The sequence below is a fragment of the Rhizobium sp. BK316 genome (assembly GCF_014193695.1).
Lineage (GTDB): Bacteria > Pseudomonadota > Alphaproteobacteria > Rhizobiales > Rhizobiaceae > Rhizobium.
The window spans coordinates 127,375-144,607 of sequence record NZ_JACHZR010000004.1 but is presented as its reverse complement, the minus strand read 5'-3'; the positions used below and the strand labels follow the sequence as shown (position 1 = coordinate 144,607).

Annotated in this window: 17 protein-coding genes and 1 pseudogene; 6 read left to right on the top strand and 12 right to left on the bottom strand. The window is 61.3% G+C overall.

Annotated features, from left to right (window positions below; translation table 11 throughout):
* The first annotated feature begins 296 nt into the window (after nt 1–296).
* Together FHT87_RS19485 and FHT87_RS19480 are read left to right on the top strand one after the other, a co-directional pair.
* Nucleotides 297–683 carry an acyl-CoA thioesterase gene (locus FHT87_RS19485; RefSeq protein WP_113430227.1) on the top strand — a complete coding sequence of 129 codons (387 nt, stop codon included), beginning with the start codon at nt 297–299 and terminating at the stop codon, nt 681–683.
* A 4-nt stretch (nt 684–687) separates the two neighbouring features.
* A complete protein-coding gene (locus tag FHT87_RS19480) occupies nt 688–1,272 on the top strand; it encodes a hypothetical protein (protein ID WP_183804388.1) in 585 nt (194 codons plus the stop codon).
* Between the two features lie 51 nt (nt 1,273–1,323).
* On the opposite strand, the gene FHT87_RS19475 is transcribed toward FHT87_RS19480, so the two are convergent.
* The 4 genes and pseudogenes from FHT87_RS19475 to FHT87_RS19460 form a co-directional block, all read right to left on the bottom strand.
* Entirely contained in the window at nt 1,324–2,496 is a 1,173-nt protein-coding gene (locus FHT87_RS19475; protein WP_183804385.1) for a DUF1501 domain-containing protein, read from the bottom strand.
* A gap of 48 nt (nt 2,497–2,544) precedes the next feature.
* The gene (locus tag FHT87_RS19470; protein ID WP_183804382.1) at nt 2,545–4,074 is read right to left on the bottom strand and encodes a DUF1800 domain-containing protein; all 1,530 of its coding nucleotides are present in this window, start codon (nt 4,072–4,074) and stop codon (nt 2,545–2,547) included.
* A 120-nt stretch (nt 4,075–4,194) separates the two neighbouring features.
* Nucleotides 4,195–4,818, bottom strand: a complete 624-nt coding sequence (locus FHT87_RS19465) for a hypothetical protein (protein ID WP_183804379.1) — start codon at nt 4,816–4,818, stop codon at nt 4,195–4,197.
* Between the two features lie 51 nt (nt 4,819–4,869).
* Nucleotides 4,870–5,052, bottom strand: a pseudogene (locus tag FHT87_RS19460) (DMT family protein); the annotation flags it as partial.
* Nucleotides 5,053–5,275: 223 nt separating this feature from the next.
* Between FHT87_RS19460 and FHT87_RS19455 the strand changes: the two are divergent.
* A complete protein-coding gene (locus tag FHT87_RS19455) occupies nt 5,276–6,088 on the top strand; it encodes a hypothetical protein (protein WP_183734734.1) in 813 nt (270 codons plus the stop codon).
* 24 nt (nt 6,089–6,112) lie between these two features.
* Entirely contained in the window at nt 6,113–7,381 is a 1,269-nt protein-coding gene (locus FHT87_RS19450; protein WP_246698193.1) for a CHAP domain-containing protein, read from the top strand.
* Between the two features lie 52 nt (nt 7,382–7,433).
* Here FHT87_RS19450 and FHT87_RS19445 read toward each other — a convergent pair whose 3' ends face one another.
* The 5 genes from FHT87_RS19445 to FHT87_RS19425 form a co-directional block, all read right to left on the bottom strand.
* Entirely contained in the window at nt 7,434–8,621 is a 1,188-nt protein-coding gene (locus FHT87_RS19445) for a GGDEF domain-containing protein (RefSeq protein WP_183804376.1), read from the bottom strand.
* 153 nt (nt 8,622–8,774) lie between these two features.
* On the bottom strand, nt 8,775–10,013 hold the full coding sequence (locus tag FHT87_RS19440; protein WP_183804358.1) for an endonuclease/exonuclease/phosphatase family protein: 1,239 nt from the start codon (nt 10,011–10,013) through the stop codon (nt 8,775–8,777).
* A 173-nt stretch (nt 10,014–10,186) separates the two neighbouring features.
* Nucleotides 10,187–11,440, bottom strand: a complete 1,254-nt coding sequence (locus FHT87_RS19435; protein WP_183734731.1) for an MFS transporter — start codon at nt 11,438–11,440, stop codon at nt 10,187–10,189.
* A 267-nt stretch (nt 11,441–11,707) separates the two neighbouring features.
* Complete coding sequence (locus FHT87_RS19430; RefSeq protein ID WP_183804355.1) at nt 11,708–11,995, bottom strand: hypothetical protein; 288 nt, start codon at nt 11,993–11,995, stop codon at nt 11,708–11,710.
* Nucleotides 11,995–12,777 carry a thioredoxin family protein gene (locus FHT87_RS19425; RefSeq protein WP_183804352.1) on the bottom strand — a complete coding sequence of 261 codons (783 nt, stop codon included), beginning with the start codon at nt 12,775–12,777 and terminating at the stop codon, nt 11,995–11,997. The genes FHT87_RS19430 and FHT87_RS19425 overlap by 1 nt, the downstream gene beginning before the upstream one ends.
* A gap of 117 nt (nt 12,778–12,894) precedes the next feature.
* Between FHT87_RS19425 and FHT87_RS19420 the strand changes: the two genes are divergently transcribed.
* Nucleotides 12,895–14,115, top strand: a complete 1,221-nt coding sequence (locus tag FHT87_RS19420; RefSeq protein WP_183804349.1) for a helix-turn-helix domain-containing protein — start codon at nt 12,895–12,897, stop codon at nt 14,113–14,115.
* Between the two features lie 32 nt (nt 14,116–14,147).
* Nucleotides 14,148–14,780, top strand: coding sequence for a PQQ-binding-like beta-propeller repeat protein (locus FHT87_RS19415; protein WP_183734727.1), 633 nt, complete (start codon nt 14,148–14,150; stop codon nt 14,778–14,780).
* Between the two features lie 32 nt (nt 14,781–14,812).
* Here the strand turns inward: FHT87_RS19415 and FHT87_RS19410 are convergent, their stop codons facing one another.
* From FHT87_RS19410 to FHT87_RS19400, 3 genes are all read right to left on the bottom strand, one after another.
* Complete coding sequence (locus FHT87_RS19410) at nt 14,813–15,616, bottom strand: class I SAM-dependent methyltransferase (protein ID WP_183734726.1); 804 nt, start codon at nt 15,614–15,616, stop codon at nt 14,813–14,815.
* Between the two features lie 90 nt (nt 15,617–15,706).
* A complete protein-coding gene (locus FHT87_RS19405) occupies nt 15,707–16,159 on the bottom strand; it encodes a TspO/MBR family protein (RefSeq protein WP_348647645.1) in 453 nt (150 codons plus the stop codon).
* Between the two features lie 128 nt (nt 16,160–16,287).
* Nucleotides 16,288–17,163 (bottom strand): NmrA/HSCARG family protein, encoded by an 876-nt coding sequence (locus FHT87_RS19400; protein ID WP_183734725.1) that lies wholly within the window; start codon nt 17,161–17,163, stop codon nt 16,288–16,290.
* Nucleotides 17,164–17,233: the final 70 nt, after the last annotated feature.

Below are 17,233 nucleotides of genomic sequence, written 5' to 3'. Positions count from 1 at the left end.
GTTCCGGCAGCTCTCATGTGTGACAATCATCAGATACTGATATGAGCCGCTTACCGGACGGTAAAACTTGATTAGAATATTTTGAAATAACGTAACGTGAGGCAATCGGACGCAGCGTCTACCTTAAGATCAAGTAATTGAATCTGAACTAAATTTTAATCGATGGAAATTTTACGCAGTCCATACCTGTTTTGCGACAATGCCGCTGTAAATGTCACTTTTACGGGCTTTCGCACCGCTTGGCCTTTGCATTACGGTGATTCCAGATGAATCACCGGCCAGATGAGGAGCCCTTGATGACCGATGCCGCCAAGCCGACAGGCGAACTGACGCTGCGTACGCTTGCCATGCCCGGAGATGCCAATCCCGCCGGCGATATCTTCGGCGGCTGGGTCATGGCGCAGATGGACCTTGCAAGCGGCATCCGCGCCGCCGAGCGCGCCAGGGGCCGTGTCGTGACGGCGGCGGTCAAGGAAATGGCCTTCGAACTGCCGGTCAAGATCGGCGATACGCTGTCCATCTATACGCATGTGGAGCGCGTCGGCCGCACCTCGATCACGTTGCGCGTCGAAGCCTGGGCGCATCGCTCGCGGTATAATGAGCAGGAAAAGGTCACCGCCGGCACCTTCATCATGGTGGCGCTGGACGAAGACGGCAAACCCAAGGTGGTCCCGCAGGAGTGACATAATGCAGGCGGCGGCGACACCGGAGGTTTATGTCTACATCCGCACTGTCATGTCGATGGTGATCGGCCTCTCGCTCGCCCGCCTGCTGACCGGCCTCGGCGGCATCGTCCAGACGCCCGGTAAGCACCGCGTCTACTGGGTGCATCTCGGCTGGGTCGCCTCGATGTTCCTGTTCATCATCCATTTCTGGTGGTGGGAATATCGCCTTCAGTCGCTCGCCGTCATTTCCTTCGGCGTCTACCTGTTCCTCATCAGCTTCTCCTGCCTGTTCTTCTTCCTCTGCGTGCTGATCTTCCCGACGACGCTGGAGGATTACGGCGGCTACGAGGAATATTTCATCTCGCGCCGCCGCTGGTTCTTCGGCATGCTGGCGGTGACCTATGTGGTGGATTTTCTGGATACATTGCTGAAGGGCAAGGCGTATCTGGCGGCGCTCGGGTGGGAATATCCGCTGCGCAATGCCGTTTATATCGTGTTGTGTGTGGTTGCGGCCTGGACGGCGAACAGGCGGTTTCATGCGGTGTTCGTCGGCGCGGGGTTGCTGTATCAGATCACCTGGATTTTCAGGCTTTACGATTTGATCTGAAGCCTCTCTCCTCCTGTGCCATTATGCTGAGATGAGGGAGGTGAGGATGCCTCAAGCCCGCAAGAACTGCGATCCCTTGTCAAAACTCAACCCCGGAAAGATCTTCCCCGTCAGATCCTCGACCGACACATCGAACTGCCGGTAGAGCATCGCCGCCGCCAGCTCGCGCACATCCGCCGTCGGCATCAGGTCGCGGTCATCGAGCAGCGCCCCATCGCCAAGCCCCGGCCATTTGCCGAGAATCCGCCCGCCATTGACAGCGCCACCGGCCAGCACTGCACAACCGCCCGTGCCATGGTCCGTCCCGGCGGAACCATTCTCCCGCACGGTGCGACCGAATTCCGTCATCGCCAGCACCACCGTCTTCGCCCAGAGATCGGCTCCCATCGTCGCCTTCAGCGTGGTGATCGCCTCCGCCAGATCCTGCACCGGCCGCTTGAACTGGCCGAGCTGGCCGACATGCGTATCCCAGCCGGTGATCGAGAAGCTGGCGATGCGGTAATCGCCCTTCAGCATACTGCCGGCAAGGGCCGCCACATCAGTGATCTTCTCGCCGCGCTGGCCGGATGGTTCCGCCATCATGGAGGCGCTGTTGGCCCGCATCGCCTCGTTCATCGCCTTGGCGAAAGCCGGATCGCCGGCATAGAGCCGCATCAGGAACTGCATCTCGTCCTTGGCCGGTCCGAGATTGGAATCCGAGGCCCAGACATCGACATTGTTCGGCCCGGTCAGGATCAGCTCGGTTGACGTGTTGACGTCGATCGCTTTTCGCGCATCCGAACGCGGGATGACGGCAAGTGCCCGGTTCAGCCAGCCGGTCTTTTCCTCGGCCACATGTTCGCCGCCGGATTCCAGCATGTCCTGCCCGTCGAAATGGCTGCGCTGATCGCGATAAGGCGTGGAGACGGCATGGACGAAAGCAATCTCTCTAGCCTTCCACAGCGGCATGAGATCGGCCGCCGCCGGGTTCAGCCCGAAATGCCCGTCGAGATCGATGAGCCCCTTGTCCGGCATCAGCGCCAGCGTGGGCCTCAGCGCCGCAAAACCGGCATCGCCATAGGGCTGCACCAGATCGAGCCCGTCCATCGCCCCGCGCAGCACGATCGTCACGAAACGGTTGTCGCCGGGCATGGCCGCAAAGGTCACCGGCGTGAAGACAGGTGCGGCGGCAAGGCAGCAGGCGGAGGTGAGAAAACCGCGGCGGGAAAGCGTAAACTCTGTCATGACGGGCTCCTAAAGCAATTCCAGCAAAAGCGTTTGAGCGTCTTGCGTCTATCGACGGTTGAATTCAGGCGAAGCGAGAACCAGCGTCAAACCGCTCACCCTGTTCGGCGCCTGCGAAACGACGCGGATCGTCTCGTCGCGGGCAGCATCTGCAAGCGTTGCCTTCAGGAATTCGCGTGGATCGACATCCCTACCGAACTGGACGCTGGCGCGGCGCGCCCATGACAGCCGCTCGGACAACTGGCTTGCGGTAATCCAGGCGGAAAAACTCTCCTCGAAGCCGGCCGGGCTCGGCGGCAGCCATGTGGGCTGACCCATGCGGCGAAGAGCCCCCTGCCCGAGCGCGCGTGCCATCTGGAAGGCCTTGCGGCGCTTGATGCGCGCCTCGTCATCAGGGCTCGGTGGCGCCTGCATCATCGCCTGCCCGTCAGGCGCCCCATCCTGCTTCTTCGGCTGCATTGCCATCATCTCGTCGCTATCGGCATCGTCCCCCTGATAGGCCTGCATAAAGGCTGCGACGTCGCCGGTACCAGAACCGCTGTTCAGCGCCCTCAAGCCGGTAACGATATAATCGAAAGGTTGGCGCGCCTTGGCGCCTTCGTTCGCCCAAGCGGCCGGATGGTCCAGCATGGCGCGGTAGACGGCGGACAACTCGCCATCCGTCTTCTTCCACGCCTCGCTCATGGCCGCGATCATCTCCTGCGGCGGCTGGTCGGAGATGAAATGCAGAGCGAGCTTGCGGCTGATATGTTCCGCCGTCTTTGGATTGACCGAGAGATCGTCGAGCATGGCAAGGTAATCCTTGCGCGTACGCTTCGCCCCGCCATAGCTGACGCCGAGCACCTCATGTTTTCCGGGTTCGGAAATCTGCGGCCGGAAGGCGGTGTCCATTTCCTGCTGGTCGACGGTCAGCCCGGTCAGCACCATGGCCGCCGAGCGCACATCGGCCTGCGTATAGCCGCTGCCGGCGCCGAGCGTGTGCAGCTCCAGAAGCTCGCGGCCGAGATTTTCGTTCAGCCCCTTGTTGCGCCGCATGCCGCCCTTCGAATCCGGTCCCAGCGACTGCGCCTGGTCGAGATAGATCAGCATGGAGGGATGCTCGGTGGCGCTGCGCAGCAGCGTCGAAAACTTGGTGCCCATATGGGGTCGGATCGCCTCGGCCTCATAGAGCGGCACGATCAGCCGCATTGGCAGGCTCTTGGCGGCACTCGTGGAAAAATGATTGGTCCAGAACGTCGCCAGCCGCTCGTTGAAACCATCGGGCGAAAGCACGGCTTGCATCAGCCGCGCATTGGCATCCATCTGGAAGAGCACCTGCGCCCGGCGCTGGAGAAGCCGCCGCTGCTGCCGCCGGGCAAGATCGTCGTCATCGGCCTGCCGGATCTGCTTGAGCCTGTCCTGCAGATCGAGGATCTGCGTATGCCGCGCCTCGATGCCGCCGACGGGAAAGCCCGGCACGATATCGGCGCCGCGCGTCACCTGCCCGATCAGATCATCCTTCGTCTGCGGCGGGCTCTCGCCCGGCCGCAGCCCGTAGCCGAAACGGATCGCCGCCATCGTCGGAAAAGACAGGCTCATGACCGTTCACCTCCTCATCACCGGATAGTGACAAGGTCTCAGCCAATTGCGACGGCAGGGTGTAGGAATTGCGGCAATTTTCCGACATGGACGATTTGTAATCTATTGAAATCGTTGGATTCAGCGTGTCGCTGACACCGCATTGGCAGCCGGCGGATTTGTCAATTGCCACCATGGAGCAGGGTCGAAATACCATAAGAATGGTGCCACACAAACCATCAAAAGACCAATAGCTCCCGGGATCAAATTGATGAAGGCCAGCGCGCCGCCATACGTACAAAATTCGCGCCAAGAGATCGTGTCAGCATTTGGGAGCGCCCTTTCTTCCAGGTTACCCTTTGCACTCGGGGCGACCTCGTCCTTGGCACTGGGACCATTCCGGGCGGCAAGTCTCCTTTTGCGGATATCCAATCCGTCCGCCCCCTTGAGGTAAACGGTGAGCGTGATCGCTGCGAGCATGTAAAGGCGATCCGAATATTTGCTGTATAGGATTGCCATCACTCGGGCCGCAGCGGAAATCATGCACAGCACGACGCCACTCACGGCCAGCGCCACATGCAGCTTCAGCGAAATGAGAAAAAAGCCGTTCTGCACCAGAAGAACCGCGCCGAATGCGGTGAAATTCTTGACCGTAATTTCGCGCTCAACCTCAAGACTTTTGTCGGCCATATCGACTTCGAGTTTATAGAGGCCGAGCAGTTGCTCTCCGTCAGGCGGCGTCCCGACTTTCACCCCCGTGGCCATCACATCCCTCTCCCTGGCCGCTGACCGCCTGCTCTGATTATCACATCCCTATCACCCGCGAAAGATGAACGAAGCGCCAACTGCAATCAGGGCGAAGCCGATCGCATGGTTCCATGTCAGGTCCTCGCCGAGCCAGAAAATCGAGAAGCCGGCAAAGACGATCAGCGTGATCACCTCCTGCAATGTCTTCAGCTGCGCCGTCGAATAGACCGTCGAGCCGATGCGGTTTGCCGGCCCCCGCAATGGCCGCATCAGAAGGCGTTTTTTCAGCAGCCGCCGAAGAATTAGAGCAAGTGAAAGTAAAACTGGAGATGCCGTTGACTTTTTCCGCCGCTCGCTCCTAAGATGTAAAAATTCCATGTAATATCATGCCTAAATAAAGAAATCACCAATCTGCTTGAGAGGGACAATGCGGATAAGGGGAGATTCTGTACTTTGTTTTATTTCCGTCACCGCGATGATGTTATCGTCTTCCGGTTGCTCGCCTTCTATCGCCGGCGGTCCGGATCTTACGGAATATCGCAGCTTTTCGAGCGATTATTTCAGGGCCGGCTACAGCGCGCCGCGTGTGAAAGGCTATTACGGCGCCTCGGATACGATAAGTAAAAAGGCTGCGCGTAACGGAATAGTACTGAGCGCCATAGGTTCCATCGATGTCAAATATGCCGCTTATGAGCAGGACCTGACACGCGAGGGCCAGCAGGTGCCGTTCGTTGCAGACGTTGTAAGCCTGTCGCTGAGCGGCGCCGGGACGTTAACGGGATCAACCGCCGCGAAGACCGCGCTGGCTGCCGTCGATACCGGGCTGAAGGGCGCCAAATCCGCCTATGACAGCGACATCCTTGCGCGAAAGACGGTGCAGTTCCTGCAGAAGCAGATGCGCACCAACCGCAATCAGATCAAGAGCGCGATCATCGTCAAGCTCGGCCTTGGCATCGACCGCTATCCGCTTGAGCTCGCGATGATGGATGTCGAGGACTATGCCGCCGCCGGCACCCTGACAGCCGGACTGATCGGGATCGACGAACAAGCCTCCGCAGCGCTGGCGGCCAGCGAAGCGGCCAAGGTCACCGAGATCACCTCTGCCGTCTATGGCCCAAATCAATCCACCGCGATCATCCGCGCCTATCTGGAGAACGGCGGAGCGGCAGCACAGAACAGGCTGCAGCAATGGCTGAAGGCCAGGAATGTGCATGTGAGCAGCTTTCTGTTCCTGAATGGCGGGCAATTCGCAACCTTACGCGACGAGTTTGTACAGGAGTTGAAATAGATAATCTGAAGGGAGGGATGAGGCATGCAGCAGCTGAGCGGAATACTTGAAGCCGACCTCGAACAGGTCATCGAAGATCTGAAATTCGATAAACTGAAGCTGATTACAAAATTCAAGGCGCCCGACGGCACCTGGACCATCATAGCCGGCCCGGCCGCCGAAAGTGCTGTCTCGAATAACGGTACCAGCAGTACAAGCCACACGACAATCGACAACGTCATGCCGGACAAGCCCCCGGTTGAAAATATGGACGAACCGGACGCACCACCGCCCGGCCCCCCGACGCAATTCGTCCATGCGCGCATGACGATGCCGAAGACGATCGTCTACACCGACGCCGAGGGCCGCAAGCAGATCCGCGAAGGCGGCTCGCGCGCCTGGCGCAACTGCAACCCCGGCAATATTCGCAAGGGCGATTTCTCGATCAATTGCGGCGCGATCGGCGACGATGGAAGTTTCGCGATCTTCCCCGATGAAGATATCGGTATGAAGGCGATCATCACGCTGTTCAAATCGCAGGCCTATATCAACCTCTCGCTCAAGGATGCGATCTTTCGGTATGCGCCGCCAAGTGAGAACAACTCGGCTGCCTATCTGGATTTTATCCACACCAGTACCGGGATTGCGGTCGCAACGCCGCTCAACACGCTTAAAGCGCAAGACTTTCAGAAGATCGCCAAATTCATTCGGGTCGTCGAGGGCTGGGAAAAAGGCACGATCCGCGATAGCGCGCCGCTTTCACCGCTCGTCGATAACGTTACAGGTGTTGCCTCGGCAGCCGGATCGGCCACGACGGACTGGATGACCGTCGCCAGACGCGAAGCAGCTCTGCCGGCGCACGAGCGCAGCAGCTGGGCCGATCCTGAAGAGAACCCGCGCATCATCAACTATTTCAAGGTCTGCTCGCCCTGGTTCGAGGCGGTCGGCGGCGATGAAGTCGACTGGTGCGCGGCCTTCGTCAACTATTGCCTCGTCACCAGCGGCCACATGGGTACCGATCACCCCGGTGCACGCTCCTTTTTCTGGAATAAGGACGGGCAGTTTGCCGTCATTCCTTCGCCGCTCCCTGGCTGCATCGCGGTGCGCCGCTACGCACCCTTTAACGATAATAAATGGAGCACGGGCGCAGGTCATGTCGGCTTCGTCACCTCCTCGACCGGCAGCAGCGTGACATTGCTCGGCGGCAACCAGTCGGACACTGTCAAAGAAACCAGCTTCCCGCTGGAAGAACGGGACGGCAACGGCGCTCTGAAATCCAAGTTCGTGGTCTTCCTGCTGCCCGCCATCAATTGACGAAAGGACGAACTGTGCCTTTCCGGGGCACAGCCGTCGTCGGCAATGCCTTTCAGGCCACCGAGACCACCCGCGGCCCGGACATGTCGCTGGGCGGTTCGCCCTCGACCATCACCTTGTTGCGCCCGGCCTCCTTGGCTCCATAGAGCGCCTTGTCGGCGCGGGCGATCTGCTCGTAGAGGGAGTGATCGGCGGGATTGGCGCCCGCAACGCCGAAGCTTGCAGTGATCCCGCCGTCGGACCCGATCGGCACGCCATCGGACCCGATCGCCTTGCGGTCAATCGCCGCAAAGGCAAGCCGTGCCCGGTTGGCGAAATCGGCACCCGCTACCAGCGGCGTTTCAGGCAGGAAGATCACGAATTCCTCGCCGCCGAAACGCGCCGCAAAACCGCCTTCCGGCAGCCGCACCTGCAAGATCCTAGCAAAGGCGCGGATCACCTCGTCGCCGGCGCCATGACCGAACGTATCGTTCACCCATTTGAAATTGTCGATGTCGCAGATGATGACGGCGCCCTGCACTCGGCCGCGCTCGCCGACCATACGATCGAAACCGCGCCGGTTGAACATGCCGGTCAGCGGATCGCGCTCGGCGGCATCACGGTGCGCGGTGATGGTATCGAACGTGGCTGCCGCAAGTGCCGCGAGCGCAAATATCAGCGCCAGGATGGATGCCGAGGCCTGCATATAGAAGGCATATTTCGACGAGATGAAATCGTCGTGGCCGCCATAGGACGGGATGATGAAGACGAAAACGATATTGCGGATAACCGTATCGGCAACCACAAGGCCGGAGACCGCCAGCAGCACTCTGTCCGCCGCATGGCGCACGCGCCGCAGGCTGGTGGCGATCGCAAAGGCGAGCAGCGCCGCGCAGCCGAGATCATCCAGCAGAAACTCCACCGGAATGCTCTGCAGGACCAGCACGGCATAGAGGATCCCAGCATAGATCGCCCCTGAAAAGCCGAAACGCTGCGCCAGCCAGGAAGGCAACCCGAAACGGGCGAGCAGCGCGCCCGAATAGAAAATGAACGAGATCAGGAACAGCGCATCGGCAATCAGCGATGCGGTGCGCTCGGCAACCAGGCTGTCGATCAGCGGAACGGAGAAAGCGGCCGCGGCAAACAGATAACCCGGCCCCCACAACTTCGCTTCCCGCGACCCGAAACGGCTCACGATCAGGAAAGTGCAGCCGAAAATCAGCATCATGACCGGCAGCAGGAAGGCGAAATTACTATCCATGAACCCTCGCGGCGGGACGCGATACAGAACCGGCGCATGGAGGACGTTAGACCCAGCGGGTTAAGAAAGCCCTATGCGGAAATCTCTGCCAGGGCCGGAACGGGACGGCCCCGATGCAGCCGTCCCGAGCGTCCGAAGCGATAGTGTTTCCCCTCAGGTGATGATCGTCTCGTCGTTCTTCAGCTTGTCGAGATAACCTGCGGCAAAATCGATATTCAACTCCACGAAAAGCGGGAAATGATCGCTGATCTGGTAGGTGCGCCATTCTTCGTAGAATGCCTGCAGCTTCGGCTCGTCGGTCTTCAGGACCGTCTGCTCGGCGATGAAAGCCCTCTGCTTGGTGATCTTCCTCTGTGCGGTCGCTATTCTTTCAGTCGTGGCGCCCGGTTTGTCAGCGGCCCTCTGCTGACGAGCGATCTCTTCGTCGGCGGCTGCGATCTTGCTGTCGATGGAGGCGATCACGGCATCGCGGTGAAGCTTCAAATCATCCTTCCGGAAAACGGACTCGAACACGTTCAGCACACCATGCGCCTTGCCGCTGCCAGGATTGGCGAGGCTCACCTCGCCCGCCTCCGGCATGAAGGAAATCTGGTCATAGAACTTCGTCTGGGTGGAGTTGCTGCCTATATTATTCTTGAAGACCTGGAAGCCGTGTCTATCCAGTGCATCGAAGGTCGGCGCATCGAAAGCGTCAATATTGAAATCGCCGACGAGGATATGTGCGGTCGTCTTGTCCTCCTTGGCGCGATCGGCGACGAATTTTGCAACCGCATCGATTTCATTCACGCGCCTTTTGAATTCCGGCGCCGTCAGCTTGTCCTTGCCGTAATAGATGTGGACGGTCGCGAAATTGAACTTGAACCAGCCCGACTGGAAACTGCAGGAAAAAGGAGTGCGGGCAAATTGTCTGGCCTTGGTCACGTCGGAAATCTGCTGCTCGAAAGGCAGCACCAGTTCACCGGCAACCCCGGTGAAATGAACTTTGTTCTTGTTGTAGATGAAGCCCAGTCGCTCTTTGTTGCCGGATTCCCCCAGCGTCACGTCGGTCATGATGTAATCATATTCCGGCCCGACCGTTTCCATCAGCCGCTCGAAGGGCGCCATATCTTCGCAAATCTCCTGCACCGCGATGATATCGAAGGCCGAAACCACCTCTGCGAGATAGAAGAAACTCTCATCGAGCCGCGGGCCGTCGCCGAAGCGGTTGTCATCGAAATTGCGGATGTTCCAGGTGCCCAGCAGCAAGGTCTGTCCGGCAGTCCGGATCGGCATGGCGGCAGCGATCTGCGTCTTGAGCCGTTTCAATCCGTCGATCGTCTGATCTCGCAATGCCTTCTGTTTGTCTGCCGGATAACGTCGAAATGCGTAACGCAATTTCCAGTAAGCAACCATTTCTCCCTCCCCAGGTTTGCAAGTTAAAGTTTAACCGCAGTCCCAAAAAAGAAAAGCGAAATAACCGTCATAATTGCAGGAACTATAAATAGAGAAGGCCGCGCACTACAGCGTCCTTTGCGCGTCTTAAAAGACGCGCGGCGCTGTAGTGCGAGCCCTCCATCGAGAAGAAGTCAGGCGCGATGCATCGCGCCACTGGGCGCTTCAGCCTCCTCCGTGCCGAAGAGCACATCCTTCTTCTCGTACCCGAGGCCCGACAGCACCGCGACCGCGATGGCGACGACGACGGCTACGATTACCAACGCGGCCGCGTAGTCACCGTTCCAATGGGCTGCGAGACCTGCCTGCATCGTCGCATTGCCGGACGCCAGCAGATTGCCGATCTGGTAGGCAAAGCCCGGAAATGTGCCGCGCACCTCGTCGGGAGAAAGTTCGTTGAGATGAACCGGCACGATGCCCCAGGCACCCTGCACGAAAAACTGCATCATGAAGGCGCCGATCGCAAGCAGCACCGGCCCCGGCGCATAGGCCCAGAGCGGTGCCACGGGTACGGCGATCAGTGCGGCGATGACGATCGCCCGCTTGCGGCCGATGCGCTGCGAGAGCGCCCCGAAGAACAGCCCGCCTGCTATCGCGCCGATATTGTAGACGATGGCAATCGCGCCGACCGTATAGCTCGAATAGTTGCGCTGCGTTTCGAGGAAGGTCGGGTAGATATCCTGCGTGCCATGGCTGAAGAAGTTGAAGGCGGTCATCAAGAGCACCGCCCAGATGAAGAGCGGAATGTTTTCGCGCAGCACGGCGAGGAACGGCCGGCGCCCCTGCTGCTGGCGTTTCACGAAGACCGGGCTCTCCTGAACATTGCGGCGGATGTAGAACACGAGCAGCGCCGGAGCCACGCCGACGAAGAACATGCCGCGCCAGCCGATCACAGGAAAGAGCAGGAAGAACAGCAGCGAGGCAAGCAGATAGCCGGAGGGGTACCCCGCCTGCAGAATGCCCGAGACGATGCCGCGGCTTTCCTCCGGCACGGTCTCCATGACGAGCGAGGCTCCGACACCCCACTCCCCGCCCATGGCGATGCCATAGAGCGAGCGCAGCACGAGGAACATGGTGAGCCCGGTGGAAAAACCGGTCAGAAAATCGAAGAGCGAATAGAGCAGCACATCCACCATCAGCGTGATACGTCGCCCGTAACGGTCCGCCGCAAGGCCGAAGATCAGGGCGCCGAGCGCCCGCATGGCAAGGGTGAGAAAGATCGCCACCGAGACCGCGGGAACGTCGGTATGGAACTCTTCGGCTATATATTTGAGAACGAAGACGAGAATGAAGAAATCGAAGGCGTCGAGCGTCCAGCCGAGATAGCTGGCGATGACAGCGTTACGCTGCTGCGGCGTGAGCGCGCGCAGGCTTGCCAGTGCGGACATAAGCATTTCCTCCGTCCGAAAGCGGCGGCGAGGCGGGCAATTCCGGATGCCGTCGGAAGGGGTGTCAGCGTGGGCATGCTGTCGGTTGACAGCGGTGCGGAAACGTCAGTGTTGCTGACTGGGTTCCATCACATCGCCGCGATTGGGGATGCTTACATCTTTGCCCGGTCGCGTGTGGCACCCCTCTCTGGCCGGCAGGCCAGAGAGGGGTGCCACACGACAAACCTTCACATCTTCATCTCTGTAACGAGCTTCAAAATCCATGCCTCACGAGCCACGGACGCGTTCCTCGCCTCCCATCAGCCGCAACCACGGCCCGACATGGAACAGGCTCATCAGCACATACATCGGCACCATGCCGCTGAACACCGACGCCCCATGCATCGACATGCCGCTCATCGAGCAGATCATGTCGGCCGCCGGCTCGCTCGCCGAAAGTGCCGCCATGGTGGCAAAGGTCGGTGCCGCCGCAAGGGACAGACCCCGCGCAATGTCTGATGGCAGGTGGGAGCCGGCAGAACTGCCGGCCCCTGGTGTGGATGCTGACGGGCGCATCAGGCTGCCTCGTAGCGATCGTGGTGGCGCCACCAGACGCCCTCCTCGTTGCGGCCGAACGGCGCGCGGTCGAGCCACTGGTACATGCCCCAGACGCCGTCCAGCCCGCGGGCGTAGGAGGAGTAGGTATGGTAGATATCGCCGCCCTGCATGACGAAGGCGCTGAGACCTGGTCTCTCGCGGGCGAAGGTGTTGAGATCGGTGCCGGTCATCGAGGCAATCAGATCGGCCGGGCTCCGTTCGGCATTCGGTTCCTGCTTCTGCAGCACGGCGGGGACAGGCGGTTCGCGGCGGAAGTTATATTCGATGCCGCCGCTCTGCTGTTCCTCCGGCGTGAACCAGACATTGAAGTCACGGTTGAAATCACTTGGCGATGACGAGGCCCAGTCGAAGGTCCAGCCCATGCGACGCTTGAACGCCAGAAGCTTCTCCAACGGCGCGCGAGAAACGGCGCTGAAGGCGACATCGTGGTTTTCCAGATGCACGGTCACACCGTTGAAACCGTCGGCGATCGACGAGCAGGACGGGCAGCCTGCCGTATAATCCGGGCCGAACATGAAATGGTAGACGAGAAGCTGCGAACGGCCCTTGAAGAGCGCCGAAAGCGGCTTGACGCCCTTTTCCGTCTCCAGCCTGTATTCCTTCTCGATCTTCACCCAGGGCAGGTCCCGGCGCTTGGCGGCGATCTCGTCGCTGCGGCGCGTCAGCGCCTTTTCTTCTTCCAGGAGCGCCAGCCGCGCCTGCAGCCATTCCGCCCGTGTTCCGGTCTTGTGCGTCATCATGGTTCTTCTCCTCACTTGCGTTGATACGTGTGTGACGGCGGGCCGTTGCCTGCCGATGGGGAATAAACTAGGTCTGGATGCCCGAGGGGTGGGAGTTACAAGTGTGACGGGATTCCGATGGACTCGCTGATAACAGCTGCCGCACAGGCGCTGGCCGTGGGCGATGCGCTGGGCGCGATGAAGCGCGTGGCGCTGCGCGACGACCCGCCGGCGCTTGCCCTGCGCGGCATTGCCATGGCCCAGCTCGGCGATCTCACCCGCGCCAAGACACTCCTGAAAAGTGCCGCCCGCGCCTTCGGCCCGCGGGAAGCGGTGGCGCGTGCGCGCTGCATCGTCGCCGAAGCCGAGATCGCCCTGGTCTCGCGCGACCTGACCTGGCCGGAAAAGGCGCTGGAGGCGGCGCGCGCCACGCTCGAAAAGCGTGGCGACCGCGTCAATGCAGCCCACGCCCGCAACCTGCAGATCCGCCGCCTGCTGTTGATCGGCCGCCTGGATGCGGCCGAAAAGCTGCTGGCCGATCTCGACCCCTCGCCGCTGCCGCCGGCCGCCCGCGCCGGCCATGAGCTCGCCGTTGCCGGCGTGGCGATCCGCCGGTTGCGCACGGAACCGGCGCGCGGCGCGCTGGCAAGGGCAGCACAGGCCGCATTGAGGGCCGATATCCCTGCGCTCGCCATCGAGGTGCGGGATGCGGCGAGAGTTCTGGAAGCGCCCGCCGCCCGGCTGATCGATGGCGGCACGGAGCACCTGCTGCAGCTTCAGGAAGTCGAGGCGCTGCTTGCCTCCGATACGCTGGTCGTCGATGCCTGCCGCAATGTTGTGCGCGCAGGTGCCCAGATCGTGCCGCTGGCGAGCCGCCAGGTGCTATTCACCCTCGCCCGCGCGCTTGCCGAAGCGGCACCTTCGGATGTCTCCCGCTCCGCTCTGCTTGCCCGCACCTTCCGCGCCCGCCATGCCGATGAATCCCATCGGGCTCGGCTGCGCGTCGAGATCGGCCGGCTGCGCGCCGCTCTTGCCGATCTTGCTGAAATCAAGGCGACAAGCCACGGTTTTACGCTTCAGCCGCACGGCGGGAGAAACGTCGTCGTCCTCGCCCCTCCGGTCGAGGAAGAGCACGCCTTCCTGCTGGCGCTGCTCGCCGACGGCGAAGCCTGGTCCAGCACGGCGCTGGCGATTGCGCTCAGCCTCAGCCCGCGCACGGTGCAGCGGGCGCTCGATGCGCTCGGAGCGGCCGGCAAGGTGCAGTGTTTCGGCAATGGCCGCGCGCGGCGCTGGATGATGCCGCCGGTCGTCGGCTTCCCGACAACATTGTTACTCCCGGGGCCGTTGCCGAGCGAATAACATCATTGGTGAGAGAGAGAGGATGGAGCACCATGAAGACATCACAGGCAGAAATCATCAGGGAATACGGCCCCTTCGAGGGCACTCGCAATATCGGCGGCGTTACCTTCGACGGCAGCCGGGTGTGGTTTGCCGCCGGCGAAAACCTTCGGGCGCTGGACCCCGAAAGCGGCGCCGAACTCACTACCATCGACGTCGCCGCCCATGCCGGCACCGCCTTTGACGGGCGCTACATCTTCCAGATCGCCGAAGACAAGATCCGCAAGATCGATCCCGAGACCGGCACCGTCGTCGCCACCATCCCCGCGCCCGGTAAGGGGGCCGATTCCGGCATGGCCTGGTGCGAGGGCAGCCTCTGGGTCGGCCAGTACCGCGACAATTGCATTCACGAGATCGACCCGGAGACCGGCAAGATCCTGCGCACGATCGAATCCAAGCGCCATGTGACGGGTGTGACCTGGGTGGATGGCGAACTGTGGCACGCCACCTGGCAGGACGACAAGAGCGACATCAGGCGCATCGACCCCAGGACGGGGGATGTTCTCGAGCGGCTTGACATGCCCGAGGGCACCGGCGTTTCCGGGCTGGAATCCGATGGAGCCGATGTCTTTTATGCCGGCGGCGGCGGCAGCGGCAAGGTGCGGGCGATCCGCCGGCCGAGGTGAGGCAGGGGATTGATGTCGCTCCCGAATCAATCTCACGCCGCCACCCTGCCGCGGCAGGCCCAGGCAACCGACGCAAACGACCGCGGCCCGTCCGGCTCCCCGGCCTCATAGGCATCCCTGACAGCGATATCGACCCTCGTGCGCGTATAGGCGTCCAGCCCCGCCACATATTTGCCGAGCGGGCCTTCGCCGGCGGCGATCGGCGCCCATAAATCATCGAAGGAACTGTAATCCATGCGGATGGTCAGCGACGTCTCCTCGACATCGACGAGGCCGTTATCGACAAAGCTCGCCTTCATCTCCCCCGGCCGCATCATCGGCTGGAAAGAATAGCGATGCCGCATCGCCCGCGCATTGGCGTCGATCATGGCGACCGTATCCCACACCATGCGCATGCCGGACATGCCGCCATAATGATCCCAGACGGCGGCGGCGACCACGCCGCCCGGCCGCACGACGCGGCGCATTTCGGCCACCGCCTTGCCGGCCTCCGGCACGAAATGCAGCACAAGCAGCGACAGCGCTCGGTCGAAGCTGTCATCCTCGAAGGGCAGCGCGCAGGCATCCGCCTGTTGAATGGTGATGCGCGGGTCCGTGTTGCGTTGGGTGGCGGCTTCCACGAAGACGGGCGAAAAATCGATGGCCGTGATCGATTTGAGACCGGGCCTTTCCGCCAGCGCGAAAGTGAGGCTTCCCGTGCCGCAGCCGACATCGAGAATGCTTTCCCCATCCGCAAGCGCGGCGAAATCGATGAACCCGGGCGCGAGCCGCTTGCTCCAGCGCCCCATCAGGCGTTCGTAACCATCGGCACTTTCGACATTGAAACTCGACGCCATCGCAGCCTCCCCCAAAAGCGACAGATAAACGGGACAATGCCCACCCTTTATTTTTAGGGCTCGCGGGCACTGCGGCAAGCGGCAGGAACCCTAATTCAACGCGACGACCGCAGCATTGAGAACAGTGGCGTATGCCACCCACAAGCCGTAGGGAACGAACAGCACCGATGCCAGCCGATCGCGTCGCCACGACAACCCGATGAAGACTGTTATCAACACCAGCAGGACTATGATGATGACAAGGCCGAGTGCGGGAAGCTGCAGGCCGAAAAAGGCCGGCGACCAGGCAAAGTTCAAGACGAGCTGGGCGATCCAGATGATCATGACGGGTGAATGCCTGCCGTGCTCGAAGGTCCGCGCGCCGGCGATGCCGATCAGGAAGTAGAGAATCGTCCAGGCAGGGCCGAACAGCCAGCTCGGCGGCGTGAACCAGGGTTTGGCAAGTGACGCATACCACTCGCCCGACGGAGTCATGAGGCCGATGAGAAGCCCGCCGCCGAGCGCCAACAGCATGAAAACCAGATAATGATCAAACCGGTGCACCGGGACCCTCCGCTTCAGTGATGGGTGAAGTGGTGCCCGGCGGCCCGCCGTCAAGGGAGTGGCTGGATCATGCGGACCAGCCGCAAAGTCCGGCCCGCACTCCTGTCACCATCCGGTGATGACTGACATCACGCTTTGTCGAGGACACTCCAGTCAAAGCCCTTCGCCCAGTCGGCATAGCTGTGCCAGGCGACCTCGGGGAAATCCCGGCGGAGCGCTGCGATATCGGCGGAGTAGCCGGTGCGGTCGAACCATTCATACATCAGCGCCAGATCCTCGTTCTGCTGGCGAAGTACGGAGATCGGCAGCTCTTGGAAACGGATCGGCCGGCCGATGGCGTCCGAGAGGATCTTCGCCTGCGCCTCGCCCGAAAGCTCGTCGCCGGCAATGTCGAACCGCTTGCCGAAGACCTGCTCGCGGCGCTCCGCAAGCGCTGCGACGAAATGGCCGATATCGTCGGTGGCGATCTGCTGCAGCACGCGGGCCGGCGGCAGAGCCGCGGCGTAAAAGCCCTGTTTCAGGCCAGCGATCGTCCAAGGCGCAACGGTATTTTCCATGAAGGCGACCGGGGCCGATATCGTATAGGGAATGCCGAGCCCGGCAATATGCTGTTCGACCAGATATTTGCTCTCGAAATGCCCGATACCGGTCTTCCGGTCGGCATCGGATACCGAGGAATAGATCAGATGGCCGATCCCTGCCTCCTTTGCCGCATCGGCCGCCGCGATGCCCTGGCGCGTCTCCGCCTCCACGCCTGCCTCATAGCTGTTGCCCATGAGAAACATGGTCTCGACACCCTTTGCCGCCTGAACGATGGAGGCCTTGTCATCGAGATCGCCGGCGACGACTTCGACACCTGTGGCGGCAAGCCGCCTGGCGGCATCGCCGTCGGGCCTGCGGGTCAGCGCCTTGACGTGATGGCCGCGCGAGGCGAGAGCGCGGGCGACGCCGCCGCCCTGCTGGCCGGTTGCGCCTGTTACGAGAACGGTTCTGGTAGTGCTCATCTCAATACTCCCTTTCGTTGGGGGGATGTAATCCCCCGGGATCGTTGCTGATAAGCCAAAGTAGGGACTG